Annotated in this window: 15 protein-coding genes and 1 pseudogene; 8 read left to right on the top strand and 8 right to left on the bottom strand. The window is 53.3% G+C overall.

Annotation, left to right across the window (positions count from 1 at the left end; all coding sequences use genetic code 11):
- The first annotated feature begins 154 nt into the window (after window positions 1-154).
- Window positions 155-1,108: a YbeF family transcriptional regulator gene (locus ACOTXT_RS10095; protein ID WP_008501033.1), complete on the top strand. Its 954-nt coding sequence runs from the start codon at window positions 155-157 to the stop codon at window positions 1,106-1,108.
- A 207-nt stretch (window positions 1,109-1,315) separates the two neighbouring features.
- Window positions 1,316-2,281, top strand: coding sequence for a lipoyl synthase (gene lipA / locus ACOTXT_RS10090; protein WP_008501032.1), 966 nt, complete (start codon window positions 1,316-1,318; stop codon window positions 2,279-2,281).
- An 81-nt stretch (window positions 2,282-2,362) separates the two neighbouring features.
- On the opposite strand, the gene tatE is transcribed toward lipA, so the two are convergent.
- Both tatE and ACOTXT_RS10080 read right to left on the bottom strand, forming a co-directional pair.
- A complete protein-coding gene (gene tatE / locus ACOTXT_RS10085; RefSeq protein ID WP_008501031.1) occupies window positions 2,363-2,566 on the bottom strand; it encodes a twin-arginine translocase subunit TatE in 204 nt (67 codons plus the stop codon).
- Between the two features lie 125 nt (window positions 2,567-2,691).
- Window positions 2,692-3,480: a deaminated glutathione amidase gene (locus tag ACOTXT_RS10080; protein ID WP_021242583.1), complete on the bottom strand. Its 789-nt coding sequence runs from the start codon at window positions 3,478-3,480 to the stop codon at window positions 2,692-2,694.
- Window positions 3,481-3,547: 67 nt separating this feature from the next.
- Between ACOTXT_RS10080 and crcB the strand changes: the two genes are divergently transcribed.
- A complete protein-coding gene (gene crcB / locus ACOTXT_RS10075) occupies window positions 3,548-3,931 on the top strand; it encodes a fluoride efflux transporter CrcB (protein ID WP_008501029.1) in 384 nt (127 codons plus the stop codon).
- Between the two features lie 219 nt (window positions 3,932-4,150).
- Here the strand turns inward: crcB and cspE are convergent, their stop codons facing one another.
- Window positions 4,151-4,360 (bottom strand): transcription antiterminator/RNA stability regulator CspE, encoded by a 210-nt coding sequence (cspE, locus tag ACOTXT_RS10070; RefSeq protein WP_002439184.1) that lies wholly within the window; start codon window positions 4,358-4,360, stop codon window positions 4,151-4,153.
- Window positions 4,361-4,550: 190 nt separating this feature from the next.
- Window positions 4,551-5,168, bottom strand: a complete 618-nt coding sequence (pagP, locus tag ACOTXT_RS10065) for a lipid IV(A) palmitoyltransferase PagP (RefSeq protein ID WP_416187337.1) — start codon at window positions 5,166-5,168, stop codon at window positions 4,551-4,553.
- A 394-nt stretch (window positions 5,169-5,562) separates the two neighbouring features.
- On the opposite strand from pagP, the gene dcuC reads away from it, so the two are divergent.
- The gene (dcuC, locus tag ACOTXT_RS10060) at window positions 5,563-6,930 is read left to right on the top strand and encodes an anaerobic C4-dicarboxylate transporter DcuC (protein WP_021242585.1); all 1,368 of its coding nucleotides are present in this window, start codon (window positions 5,563-5,565) and stop codon (window positions 6,928-6,930) included.
- 94 nt (window positions 6,931-7,024) lie between these two features.
- On the top strand, window positions 7,025-7,834 hold the full coding sequence (gene rna, locus ACOTXT_RS10055; protein ID WP_055322214.1) for a ribonuclease I: 810 nt from the start codon (window positions 7,025-7,027) through the stop codon (window positions 7,832-7,834).
- Here rna and ACOTXT_RS10050 read toward each other — a convergent pair.
- Entirely contained in the window at window positions 7,828-8,445 is a 618-nt protein-coding gene (locus tag ACOTXT_RS10050) for a flavin reductase family protein (protein WP_063417924.1), read from the bottom strand. The two genes, rna and ACOTXT_RS10050, sit on opposite strands and share 7 nt — an antisense overlap.
- 246 nt (window positions 8,446-8,691) lie before the next feature.
- Here ACOTXT_RS10050 and rnk point away from each other — a divergent pair, with 246 nt between their 5' ends.
- The gene (rnk, locus tag ACOTXT_RS10045) at window positions 8,692-9,102 is read left to right on the top strand and encodes a nucleoside diphosphate kinase regulator (protein WP_008501021.1); all 411 of its coding nucleotides are present in this window, start codon (window positions 8,692-8,694) and stop codon (window positions 9,100-9,102) included.
- A gap of 139 nt (window positions 9,103-9,241) precedes the next feature.
- A complete protein-coding gene (gene yldA, locus ACOTXT_RS10040) occupies window positions 9,242-9,331 on the top strand; it encodes a small membrane protein YldA (protein ID WP_008501020.1) in 90 nt (29 codons plus the stop codon).
- Window positions 9,332-9,341: 10 nt separating this feature from the next.
- Here the strand turns inward: yldA and ACOTXT_RS10035 are convergent, their stop codons facing one another.
- A complete protein-coding gene (locus ACOTXT_RS10035; protein ID WP_008501018.1) occupies window positions 9,342-10,580 on the bottom strand; it encodes a zinc-dependent alcohol dehydrogenase in 1,239 nt (412 codons plus the stop codon).
- A gap of 180 nt (window positions 10,581-10,760) precedes the next feature.
- Here ACOTXT_RS10035 and uspG point away from each other — a divergent pair, with 180 nt between their 5' ends.
- A complete protein-coding gene (gene uspG, locus ACOTXT_RS10030) occupies window positions 10,761-11,189 on the top strand; it encodes a universal stress protein UspG (protein WP_021242590.1) in 429 nt (142 codons plus the stop codon).
- Window positions 11,190-11,249: 60 nt separating this feature from the next.
- Here uspG and ahpF read toward each other — a convergent pair whose 3' ends face one another.
- A complete protein-coding gene (ahpF, locus tag ACOTXT_RS10025; RefSeq protein ID WP_063436470.1) occupies window positions 11,250-12,815 on the bottom strand; it encodes an alkyl hydroperoxide reductase subunit F in 1,566 nt (521 codons plus the stop codon).
- A 186-nt stretch (window positions 12,816-13,001) separates the two neighbouring features.
- A pseudogene (gene ahpC, locus ACOTXT_RS10020) lies at window positions 13,002-13,499 on the bottom strand (alkyl hydroperoxide reductase subunit C); the annotation flags it as partial.
- Window positions 13,500-13,627: the final 128 nt, after the last annotated feature.

Raw genomic sequence — 13,627 nt, 5'->3', positions numbered from 1 at the left:
ACGGCAAACACGGCATAAGTAACGTGAGCAATTATCACACAAGTGTTTGCTTTTGATAAACAAATGAAACAAAACCAACACTTTACGAATCTCTACAAGCATAATAAATAAATTCAACTATCATTCATATTGTGAATGTATACGGAGTGAAAGCGTGGAGTATAATAATTTACCAGCCAAACGACTGAATGAACCTGGTGGCGAAGACAAGCCGCAAATTTTTCGGACTTTACGTAATATTGATCTCAATTTACTGACTATTTTTGAGGCAGTATATGTCCATAAGGGTATCGTTAACGCTGCGAAAATTCTTAATCTCACGCCATCAGCAATAAGCCAGTCAATCCAAAAGCTACGCGCTATATTTCCTGACCCGTTATTTATCCGTAAGGGCCAGGGGGTAACGCCGACGGCTTACGCCACGCATCTTCATGAGTACATCAGCCAGGGGCTGGAGTCGATTCTGGGCGCACTGGATTTAACCGGGAGCTATGATAAGCAGAGAACCATCACCATCGGCTGTTCTCCTTCTGTGGGTGTGCTGGTCATGCCTGCGATCTTCCAGGCCGTAAAAGAGCATGCTCCGCAGCTCCTGCTTCGCAATGTGCCTCTCCATGAACCTGACGTTCAGCTTGCCCAGTTCCAGACGGACCTGATTATTGAAAGCGGCAGCTTCAGTGCCAGAGCGCTGGGGCAAAATGTGCTCTATGCGGATAACCTGGTGCTGGTTTGCCGTCAGCAGCATCCTGCCCTCAGCGAGCCGCTGACCATCGAAAACCTGCGCAACTACGACCACTCGTCTTTCATGACCGAAGGGCAGTCCAACCATGGCCTTCGTCAGCGTATTGATGAAATTTTCCCGGAACGTCAGATCAGCTTCAGCAGTTACAATATGTTCACCACCGCATCCCTGATAGGCAGCAGCGATATGCTGTGCATCATGCCATCGCGCCTGTACAGCCTGCTCCGGAAATGCTGGCCGCTGGACAGTATCCCCCTCAGCCAGCTTAATGCGGAATCTGTTGAAATTTCACTGCATTACAACAAGCTGAGCTTGCGCGATCCGGTTCTGGAAAACGTCATCCGCATTATCCGTCAGGCCTTCTGACAGGTTGAGCCAGCATAAGCCCCTGCGACAGACAGGGCAAAAGGCACAAAACAACAACTATTTTACAAATTGGCGATCTGGCAGGCTGCTTTAACGACCGTTTCAATGATATACTGCCTGTCGTTCGTTCAAAAATAGTTGATAAATACAACATTCCCTTGAATTGAAACGCTTTCCTTCGATATTCGCAACTGGAACACGCACGCTATGAGTAAACCCATTGTGATGGAACGCGGTGTTAAATACCGCGATGCCGATAAAATGGCCCTTATCCCGGTTAAAAACGTGGCTACAGAGCGCGAGGCGCTGTTAAGAAAACCGGAATGGATGAAAATCAAACTTCCGGCCGACTCTTCGCGTATCCAGGGGATCAAAGCGGCGATGCGCAAGAATGGCCTTCACTCCGTTTGTGAAGAAGCCTCTTGTCCGAACCTTGCTGAATGTTTCAATCACGGTACCGCGACGTTTATGATTCTGGGTGCGATCTGTACCCGCCGCTGCCCGTTCTGCGATGTTGCTCATGGCCGTCCGGTCGCACCTGATGCTAACGAACCCCAGAAGCTGGCGCAGACCATCGCCGACATGGCGCTGCGTTACGTGGTTATCACGTCCGTTGACCGTGACGATCTGCGCGACGGCGGAGCGCAGCACTTCGCTGACTGTATTACGGCCATTCGCGAGAAAAGCCCAAACATCAAAATCGAGACGCTGGTGCCAGACTTCCGCGGCCGTATGGACCGCGCGCTGGATATCCTGACCGCGACGCCGCCAGATGTGTTTAACCACAACCTGGAAAACGTACCGCGTCTCTATCGTCAGGTCCGCCCGGGCGCTGACTATAACTGGTCTCTGAAACTGCTGGAACGCTTCAAAGAAGCGCATCCGCATATTCCGACCAAGTCAGGTCTGATGGTAGGTCTGGGTGAAACTAACGATGAAATCATCGAGGTGATGCGCGATCTTCGCCGCCACGGTGTAACCATGCTGACTCTGGGCCAGTATCTGCAGCCAAGCCGTCACCACCTGCCGGTACAGCGCTACGTGAGCCCGGACGAGTTTGATGAAATGAAGGCCGAAGCGCTGGCGATGGGCTTTACTCACGCCGCATGCGGCCCGTTTGTTCGCTCCTCCTACCATGCAGATATGCAGGCAAAAGGCGAAGAAGTTAAATAAAGCTGTAATATTCATTTACAGTAATACAAAAAAACCGGCCTCATGAGCCGGTTTTTTTTCGCATGCCCTCAGGCGTTGCTGTCACTCTTTGTGAGAAAGCTTGTCTGCCGGGACGTCATCCTCAGCGCTTTTCTTCGCGGCTGTATCATCGTCGTTCATTGCTTTCTTAAAGCCTTTGATGGCAGCCCCCAGGTCACCACCCAGCGTGCGTAACTTCTTGGTACCAAACAGCAGGACGACCAGTGCGGCAACCACCAGCAGTTTGGTAATACTAATCTCACCCATAGATACCTTCTTTACTTAAAACAGGCTGCATTCAGCGCCAAAACCTGACTGTATTAACGGTCATTTAGCGCGTGCACACAATAGCAATCTGTAACAAGGTGAATCAAGCATTGTTGAAAAAAACATCACAATAATTGCGGTGGCGCAAACCGACGATTGCGAAGAACAGGTAATTGCTGACGTGCAAGCGCAATTCTGTCTATGTTTATCTCTGCCACCAGCAAATCCGGGGCTTCCGCAGCGGCGGCAATCGTCACACCCAGCGGATCGACCACCCTGCTTTGCCCGATGTTCTTCGTTCCGCATTCTCCTGCAGCAACGACATAGCAGGTGGTATCCAGCGCGCGTGCCGCCAGCAGCGTTGCCCAGTGATGTTCCTTTAACGGCCCTTTAACCCACGCGGCAGGCAGAACCAGCACGTCCGCCCCCTGTAGCGCCAGATGGAGTGCCAGCTCCGGAAAACGCAGGTCATAGCAGGTCATCAGCCCAACCTTTAATCCGTCAATCTCCAGCAGCGGCGGAACACGGTCTCCTGGGTCGACGCGCCGTGATTCCTGAATGCTGAAGGCATCATAAAGATGGAGCTTGGCGTAACGTGCGACTATGGCTCCGCCGCGAATCGCCACCAGCGTATTCACCGCCCGACCCGGCGTAGAGGGAACATGGATTGTTAAGATCGTCGTCATCGTATTGCCCACGCTCTGGGCGAGCAATTGCTGTAAAAATTCACCGTCCAGCGGCTGCGCGGACTTCACGGATAAATCCGGGTCATTATCATCCCTGGCCAGCAGCGCCTCAGGAAGCACCAGCAGCGACGCGCCTTTCTGTTGGGCCTGCATCATCAGATTGACGCATTTTATCGCGTTAGCCTGCCAGTCAGGCGTGACCGCAAATTGCCCTACCGCAACATACATATTTGTCCCCTCATCATAAACGGCGTTAAACTCGCTTCTCTTACACATCAAATAGCAGGTATTTAGCGTGTTACAACTACTTTTAGCCGTTTTTATTGGTGGGGGAACGGGTAGCGTTGCGCGATGGTTTCTCAGTATGCGGTTTAACCCCCTGCATCAGGCGATTCCCATGGGGACGCTGGCTGCAAACCTGATAGGTGCCTTTATCATTGGCATGGGGCTGGCCTGGTTTAACCGAATGACACACATTGACCCAATGTGGAAAGTCCTGATTACCACCGGATTCTGCGGCGGGTTAACCACCTTCTCAACCTTTTCTGCGGAAACGGTTTTTCTCTTTCAGGAAGGCCGTATCGGCTGGGCGCTGATGAATATGGCGATCAATATGCTCGGCTCCTTTGCGATGACGGGGATCGCATTTTGGCTATTTTCTTCCGCAAGCGCGCATTAACAGCCGAACCGTTAATGTTGGCTTAATTTTTCTCTGTCACTCTGGATGCAGTACTGAACGAGGGTGACAGAATGAAACAGAGTCTGATGAGCGCAGGCATGGTATTGTTAAGCGTGCTGATCGTGGCCAGCTTCCTGAAAATGTATCTGCTTGGCTGATTCAAAACGAAAAAAACCCGCTCAGTGAGCGGGTTTTGAAATTCTTGCTGACGCGTCTGGATTACAGAGCGATTACGTTAGCAGCAGAAGGGCCTTTGGCACCGTTAGTGATTTCGAACTCTACACGCTGACCTTCAGCCAGAGTTTTGAAACCATTAGACTGGATTGCAGAGAAGTGTACGAACACGTCTTTGCTGCCATCTTCAGGAGTAATGAAACCGAATCCTTTGGACTCATTAAACCACTTAACGTTACCTTTAATCTTAGACATCAAAATTACCTTTACATTAAAAAACGACACAAATGCTGTGTCGGTTACCAGTACATCAATTGTGAGACCTTTTGTCCAGCGGATCTTTGATAAAAAGTGACTAAAGTCGCGTTAATTTTCACTGGCAGATTTTTATCGTTTATGAATCAACAGCTGCGCGTTTTATCACCAACAGGTAAAGTTTTTTCAGTTAAAACTGAAAACGCATCCAGGCGAAGTAAACGTTACCGTTGTTGTACGTGCCCGGGATGTAGGTCATCTGGAACGTTGCGGGGCCGTAACCGATAGAGGCCAACGGCAGCAGCACCGGGATCGGAATGTAGTTCCAGTTGTCACGTGCGGTGACCCCCGCGGTATAGCCCAACCCGACATGGAAGTTCTCGTCGGCTAGCGGGCGCCAGGTTTTCTCCCAGCCGTAGCCCCCAATCGGCTCCCATTTATTAAAGGAGTCTTTAAAGGCCATCAGATAGATGCCATGCCAGTTTCCCTTATCATCCCAGCGCGACTGACCGAAACCAGCGCCCCACGGACGCTCGTTATATTTATCGGTTTTCTCTTTGTCGTAAGCAAAACGCGCATGCCACGTTATTGCCGGAACATAGAGATCATAATGTTCGGGCGCCGTCCAGGTATGAGAGACATTATCCGTAAAGGTTGAGAACCACCCTTTATCCGTCGCGTTGTCCTCTGCCTGTGCAACAGAAGAAAACGTTAACTGCCCAAAAATAAACAATAAAATTGAGAAAAATGTATTACGTACGATCACAATGCAATTACCATTCTTAGTATTCGAGGCAAAGTTTACCATAAAGTAGTTGAATCAAGGCTTAACGACATCAGCGTTATTCCTAATTATTCGGCCTTTTTCCGGGAATATTCTCAATAAACTGGACCGCAAGTCTGAATAAGCCCATTCAGAGTGAGCCTTTAACCTGTTTAGCCTTGTATATCAGCAACATGCTGAATTACACAAAATATTAACAATCTGTTATCATTGTAAGGACATATTACGCTATTTCTGACGGTCAAGACTCTCATGGCGTAAATGTAAGAGCCATGGCAAAAACACGGTTGTTCTGCTCTCTAGTCGTCTGTTTATTGATTTTAATCAGCAAGAACAGGCCATTTATTCGGCACATTTTCATCCTTCTTATTTTTATTGATTTTTTGTGCTCCATTGCAGCAGAGATACAGGGGAAATCATGCTTACGTTATTCGAACTCCTTATTGGGGTCGTCGTCATTGTCGGTGTCGCACGCTACATCATTAAAGGCTATTCGGCCACGGGCGTATTATTTGTTGGCGGTTTAACGCTGCTGATTATCAGCGCCATAATGGGACATCAGGTATTACCTGCCAGTGCAACCAGTACGGGTTACACCGCCACTGATATTGTTGAATACATTAAGATATTACTCATGAGCCGCGGCGGCGACCTGGGTATGATGATCATGATGCTGTGCGGTTTTGCCGCCTACATGACCCATATCGGTGCCAACGACATGGTCGTTAAGCTTGCCTCAAAACCGCTGCAGTACATCAACTCACCCTATCTGCTGATGGTCGCCGCCTATTTCCTCGCCTGCCTGATGTCGCTGGCCGTGTCGTCGGCAACCGGACTTGGCGTACTGCTCATGGCCACGCTGTTCCCGGTCATGGTGAACGTCGGTATCAGCCGCGGCGCGGCAGCAGCCATTTGCGCGTCTCCGGCAGCCATTATTCTTTCCCCAACCTCCGGCGACGTTGTGCTGGCGGCAAAGGCTGCGGAGATGTCGCTCATCGACTTCGCCTTTAAAACCACGCTGCCAATCTCTATTGTCGCCATTGTGGGAATGGGAATCGCGCATTTCTTCTGGCAGCGCTATCTGGATAAGAAAGAAAACATCAGCCACGAGATGATGGATGTGAGTGAGATCACCACCACCGCACCCGCGTTTTATGCCATTCTGCCCTTCACGCCGATTATCGGAGTGCTGATTTTTGACGGCAAATGGGGCCCGCAGCTGCACATCATCACCATTCTGGTGATCTGCATGCTGCTGGCTGCCGTGCTGGAGTTTGTGCGCGGTTTCAACACGCAAAAGGTGTTCTCGGGTCTGGAAGTCGCCTATCGAGGAATGGCGGATGCCTTCGCTGGCGTGGTGATGCTGCTGGTGGCAGCGGGCGTTTTTGCTCAGGGTCTGAGCACCATCGGCTTTATCCAGAGCCTGATCTCTATCGCCACCTCGTTCGGCTCGGCCAGTATTATCCTGATGCTGGTCCTGGTGGTACTCACCATGCTGGCGGCCATGACCACCGGTTCCGGCAATGCGCCTTTCTACGCTTTCGTGGAGATGATCCCGAAACTGGCCCACTCCTCCGGTATTAACCCGGCCTATCTCTCCATTCCTATGCTGCAGGCGTCAAACCTGGGCCGTACCATTTCCCCGGTATCGGGCGTGGTCGTCGCCGTTGCCGGGATGGCGAAAATCTCGCCATTTGAAGTGGTAAAACGCACCTCAGTGCCCGTTATGGTTGGGCTGATTATCGTGATTATCGCCACGGAAGTGCTGGTGCCCGGCGCAGCCTAAGCTAAATTCCTGATATCCAGAAAGCGCCTGCGGGCGCTTTTTGTGCTTTAATAACCCCCAGAAATCAATCACGCTCATTCGATCAGGAAATCATATGTTCAGGAAGGATATCGTTATCCCGTCTGGGGCAATCGCGCTTGCCCTCTGTGTTTTCTCCACACAGGCAGAACCGCTCAAGGCAACCCAGTATGGCGATTTCGATCGCTATGTGCTGGCCCTGTCCTGGCAAACCGGGTTTTGCCAGAGCATGGTCGAGCGCAACCGCAATGAACCTGACGAATGTCGCCTGCAAAAAGAGCGCGAAAATAAAGCCGATTTTCTGACCGTTCACGGGCTATGGCCCGGCCTGCCGAAATCCATTGCCGCACGCGGGGTGGATGAACGTCGCTGGATGCGTTTTGGCTGCGCCACGCGCCCCATTCCGAACATGCCGGAAGTGAAGGCCAGCCGCAAATGCGATGCCGCCGAAACCGGACTGTCGCTTTCTGCTGCCGCAAAGCTCAACGACGTGATGCCGGGTGCGGGCGGTAATTCCTGCCTGGAACGCTACGAATACTCCAAACATGGCGTCTGCTTTGGTTTCGATCCGGATGCCTATTTCGGCACGATGGTGCGGATGAATCAGGAAGTTAAAAACAGTGCGGTCGGTAAATTCCTTGCCAATAACTACGGAAAACCCGTCAGTCGCAGCGACTTTGACAGTGCCGTGGCCAAAAGCTGGGGCAAGGAGAACGTCAAAGCGTTCAAGCTGACCTGCAACGGCAATCCGGCTTATCTGACCGAGATGCAGATTTCGCTGAAGGCTGACGCCATTAACAACCCGCTTTCTGCGGCCTCATTTGCCCCGCAGCCACATCCGGGTAACTGCGGTAAACAATTCGTGATTGATAAAGCCGGTTACTGATCCGCGCCCGGGCGCACCATATCAAACCGGTTTTCATCGCTGATGCCATAGTACGCCGTCGGCCCACCCGCACGCAGGATGGGCTGCGCTTTCGCCGTCTGGTATATCCCCTCTTCCAGCAGCGTTTCGGCAATATGGATACCGACCACTTCCCCCAGCACCAGCCACGTGTCCACCGGCGTACCGTCGGCTCCGGTAAGCTGAATGCACTGGGACAGTCGACATTCAAAATTCACCGGGCTTTCTGCAACGCGGGGGGCGTTAACCAGCTGGCTGGCCGCTGGCGTGAGTCCGGCAAAGCTAAATTCATCCCGATCGTGGGGAAGCATCGCGGAGGTTTGATTCATCGCATGTGCGAGATCGCGCGTTGCCAGGTTCCAGACAAACTCCCCGGTTTCCGTAATATTACGCACGCTGTCCTTCCAGCCGTTGCTGGAAAAGCCGATGATCGGCGGGCGGTAGTTAAAGCAGTTGAAGAAACTGTACGGTGCAAGGTTCAGCTGACCGGCCTTGTCGCAAGAGGAGATCCAGCCTATCGGACGTGGACCAATAATGGCGTTCAGCGGGTCATGCGGCAGGCCGTGCCCCTGAGACGGTTGATAGAAGTACATAGTTCTCTCTCGTTGGTGGGCAACGCCCGGGTTCAGGACACTCAGCGTAACGTATTCCGTCAGGAATGAAGACTGAATAAATTTCAGCGAAAATTCATATGGCCCATGAATGTGACTTTCATCACTTCAAACTTGCGCGCTCAGCCAGTATCATCGGGAGAGTTAAACCCTCGCTGCCAGACGGCGAGGGTTTTCTTTTGGATCAGTTTCTGCGTTAGACGCAGCATTAACGACATGGAGTAAAAAATGTCCAGACCTACCATTATCATCAATGAGCTCGACGCAGAACGTATCGACAGGCTGCTGGAAAAAGCGGAATTTGCCTCGCTCCCCGTGGCCGACGCCCTGAATGAGGAGCTCGACCGGGCACAGATGTGCACGCCTGAGACAATGCCACATGACGTGGTCACCATGAACAGCCAGGTGAAATTCCGCAACCTGACCACCGGTGAAGAGTTGACCCGTACGCTGGTATACCCGGCTCAGATGACCGACAGCAGCACACAGCTTTCTGTTCTGGCCCCTGTGGGTGCCGCACTGCTGGGACTGCGTACGGGGGATACGATCCACTGGGAATTACCGGGTGGGGCGTCAACCCATCTGGAAGTGCTGGAGCTGCTCTACCAGCCAGAAGCCGCGGGCGATTACCTGCGTTAATCTCTTCTGAATAAGCGCCTACCCGCTTTGCACAGAGGATGCAGCCGCATCCTCTTTCCGCAAATTCACCCAATTTTCCTATACCGCGCAAAATGGCCTTAATCCACGCTTAACCTGTTTTGGTGCCGCGGGGACGGTCATGAGTGAGATAGGCGTTATCACACTTATCTTTCTGATTTTTGTGGCGATTATAGTCACGGCCGTGCTCTATCTTGAACGCCACTGGTAAGCGAATATTCTCAGGCAACCCCGCCCGGGAAGGCATTCACCAGCCCTTTAACGGTCTGCTCTGCGGCTTCGGGGGTCTCTGCGCCCGGGACCAGAATCACCTTCCGGCACTCCTCCTCCCGTTTTTCGAAAATCTTATAGGCGCGTTCCGCATCCGCAAGGGGGAGATAATGGGTCACGATCTCTTCCGGCGTAAGCAGCCCTTTTTCGATCAGCGGTAACAGTTCACCCAGCCAGGCATGGACGTGCGTCTGGCCCATCTTAAACGTCAGCCCCTTATCAAAGGCATCGCCAAACAGGAAGCCATGGATAAACCCTGCGTATACGCCGGGTACGCTGACCACCCCGCCGCGACGCACGGCAGCAATGCACTGACGCAACGCTTTGCCGCTGCTGCCTTCGATTTTAAGATTGCTGAGGATCGTTTCCGTGGTGCTGCCTTTCGCTTCAAACCCGACCGCATCAATCACGGCGTCAACGCCGCGCTGGCCCGCGGTCTGCTCGATGATTTTTTCCGCCGCGTCGTTGTCATCATCGAAGTTGATGGGGATAGCGCCATAGCGCGCCTCGGCAAATCGCAACCGGTACGGATGGTGATCGATAACAAAAATCTGCTCAGCCCCCAGCAGCCGCGCACAGGCAATGGTCAGTAGCCCCACCGGCCCGGCGCCAAAAACGGCTACGCTTGAGCCTTTTTCAATCTGCGCATTTTTTGCCGCCTGCCAGGCCGTGGGCAAAATGTCGGACAGGAACAGCGCTTTGTCATCAGAAAGAAGCTGCGGGACTTTAAACGGCCCGACGTTACCCTTTGGCACGCGAACGTATTCCGCCTGTCCCCCCGGCACGCCGCCGTAGAGGTGGCTATAGCCAAACAGCGCGGCAGGTGCGGGAATTTGCTTTTTGTTCAGTGCGGCGCCCTGCCCGGCGTTGGTATTCTCACAGGCCGCGTACTGCTGGAGGCGACAGAAGAAACAGTCCCCGCAGGCGATAACAAAGGGGATCACCACGCGATCGCCCTTTTGCAAATTCTTCACCTCTGCGCCGCACTCGACGATTTCCCCCATAAACTCATGGCCAAAAATATCGCCGTGCTGCACCTTCGGTATCTTTCCGCGGTAGAGATGCAAATCGGAGCCGCAGATAGCCGTGGCCGTGACGCGCAGAATAATATCGTCGGGCTGTTCGATGATGGGGTCGGGGACATTCTCGACGCGAACATGGTGTGGACCGTGATACGTAAGTGCTTTCATGCGACCTCCGAAAGGTTCCGGGTAAGTGTATAAGGGTAGCTACCCCTGAAGGTCTGCCTGTGAATACGGGTCTTTTGAGATTTATCCTGGCAAGATAAGAAAACTGACGGAGCGCTTACAGAAACCATGACTATTTTGTGGTTGAATGAGTACAGCGTTTATAAACAAGGAGAAACGGGTATGTATCAGAGAATCATTATGCCGGTTGATGTTTTTGAAATGGAGCTGAGCGACAAGGCCGTACGCCACGCGGAGTTTCTGGCGCAGCAGGACGGTGTCATCCATCTGCTACACGTGCTGCCAGGCTCCGCCAGCCTGAGCCTGCACCGCTTTGCCGCCGATGTGCGTCGCTTCGAGGAGCATTTGCAGCACGAGGCGGAAAATCGCCTGCAAACCATGGTCAGCCACTTCAGCATCGACCCTTCACGGATCAAAACACACGTCAGATTCGGCAGCGTACGCGATGCGGTCAATGAGCTGGCGAACGAGCTGAAAGCAGACGTGGTGGTTATCGGTTCGCGTAACCCGTCCATTACCACGCATCTGCTGGGCTCTAACGCCTCCAGCGTGATCCGCCACACGCATATACCGGTGATGGTCGTCAGATAAAAAAAGAGGCCACCTTTCGGTGGCCTCTCGCTATTGCAGGTGTAGCCTTACTTTCTTTTCTTATGCGGTTTTGGTGCGGATCAGGTAGTCAAACGCGCTGAGAGACGCCTTCGCCCCTTCACCCGTGGCGATAATGATCTGTTTGTACGGCACGGTGGTGCAGTCGCCCGCCGCAAACACGCCCTTCACGCTGGTTTCACACTTCGCATCAATGATGATTTCGCCCATGCGGTTGCGCTCAATCGCCCCTTCCAGCCAGGTGGTGTTTGGCAGCAGACCAATCTGCACGAAGATCCCTGAAAGCTGCACGCTGTGCACGTCGCCACTCACGCGGTCGCGGTATTCCAGACCGGTCACCTTGCTGCCGTCGCCCTTCACTTCCGTGGTCTGCGCGTTCAGTATGATGTCGACGTTTTTCAGGCTGCGAACTTTGTCCTGCAGCACCTGGTCGGCCTTCATGTCTGGCGCGAACTCCAGCAGGGTTACGTGTTCAACAATCCCCGCCAGGTCGATCGCCGCTTCCACGCCGGAGTTTCCGCCGCCGATCACCGCCACGCGCTTACCTTTAAACAGCGGGCCGTCGCAGTGCGGGCAGTAGGTCACGCCTTTGGTGCGATACTGATCTTCGCCCGGGACGTTCATGTTGCGCCATTTCGCACCGGTGGCAATGATGATGCTGCGCGCTTTCAGCACCGCGCCGGAGGCGGTTTCAATCTGGTGTAACCCCCCCTCAACCGCAGCAGGTACCAGCCTGCTGGCGCTCTGGCTGTCGATCACATCTACGTCGTAATCGCTGACGTGCGCCTTCAGCGCGCCGGCCAGCTTCTGGCCTTCGGTTTTTGGCACGGAGATATAGTTTTCAATGTCCACGGTATCCAGCACCTGGCCACCAAAACGTTCGCCCATCAGGCCGGTACGGATCCCTTTACGTGCGGAGTACACTGCCGCCGCCGCACCCGCAGGGCCGGAACCGACAATCAGCACGTCATAGGCATCACGTTTGTTCAGCGCTTCTGCGGCACGTTTTTCTGCACCGGTATCCACTTTGGCGACGATTTCCGTCAGCGTCATACGGCCCTGGCCGAATTCCTGACCGTTCAGATACACCGCCGGAACGCCCATCACGTTGCGATCGGTGATTTCATTCTGGAAGGTACCGCCATCAATTGCCGTGTGTTTGATGCGCGGGTTGAGGACCGACATCAGGTTCAGCGCCTGCACCACGTCAGGACAGTTGTGGCAGGAGAGCGAGTAATAGGTTTCAAACTCAAAATCACCGTCGATATCGCGGATCTGCTCCAGCAGCGCCTGCGCCTCTTTCGACGGATGACCGCCGGTCCACAGCAGCGCCAGCACCAGCGAGGTAAATTCGTGCCCCAGCGGCGAGCCGGCAAAACGCGGCCCCAGCTCAGAGCCTGGGTTAGTGATCAGGAAAGACGGCTTACGGACGTTAAGCGAGTTATCCTCTTTGAAGGTCACTTTTGGTGACAGTTCAGCAATCTCTGCCAGCAGTTCCTTGATCTCTGCCGATTTCGCGCTGTCGTCCAGCGTGGCAATCAGCTCAACGGGTTTGGTCAGTTTCTCAAGATAGGCCTTGAGCTGGGTTTTCATCGTGGTGTCGAGCATGGTTCTTCCCTCTCTTAAAACGTCATCATGCAAGCTGCCTTATACGGGCGGCCTGAATGCAACTTGCATCATGGTGCTGGAATGAAATGGGCGCGGGTGCGCCCATTGATTGCGGGTGGCTCGTCGTTTACCCGGCCTACGATACTGTAGGCCTGTGCAAGCGCAGCGCCGCCAGGCTTTACAGACTTAGATCTTGCCGACCAGGTCTAAAGATGGCGCCAGCGTTGCTTCGCCTTCTTTCCATTTAGCCGGGCACACTTCGCCTGGGTGAGAAGCGACATACTGCGCTGCTTTTACTTTACGCAGCAGGTCAGACGCATCACGGCCGATACCTTCAGCGGTAACTTCGATAGCCTGGATAATGCCCTGCGGGTCAACAACGAAGGTCGCACGGTCAGCCAGGCCTTCATCTTCACGCATGTTGTCGAAGTTACGGGTCAGGGCGCCAGTCGGGTCACCGATCATCGCGTATTTGATTTTGGCGATGGTTTCAGAGCTGCTGTGCCATGCTTTGTGGGTGAAGTGGGTATCGGTAGACACAGAGTAAACGTCTACGCCCAGCTTCTGCAGTTCGTCGTAATGGTCAGCCACGTCGCCCAGTTCGGTCGGGCAAACGAAGGTGAAGTCAGCCGGATAGAAGAAGAAGACGCTCCAGCGACCTTCGGTATCTTTCTCGGTTACTTCGGGAAGTTGCGATTAAGTGGTCCGCAGCTCCCGATATGACGCCCCAAACCGTCCTTTATCGACGTCCTGTGGCTCAATTTTCCAATTTTCAGCCCAAAATCGTCTCTTCGTGGCTGATTTTGGCCCTG

Source organism: Enterobacter cloacae complex sp. IR5422 (assembly GCF_049238165.1).
Taxonomy (GTDB): Bacteria; Pseudomonadota; Gammaproteobacteria; order Enterobacterales; family Enterobacteriaceae; genus Enterobacter; species Enterobacter roggenkampii.
This window is presented reverse-complemented; position numbering and strand designations above follow the sequence as displayed.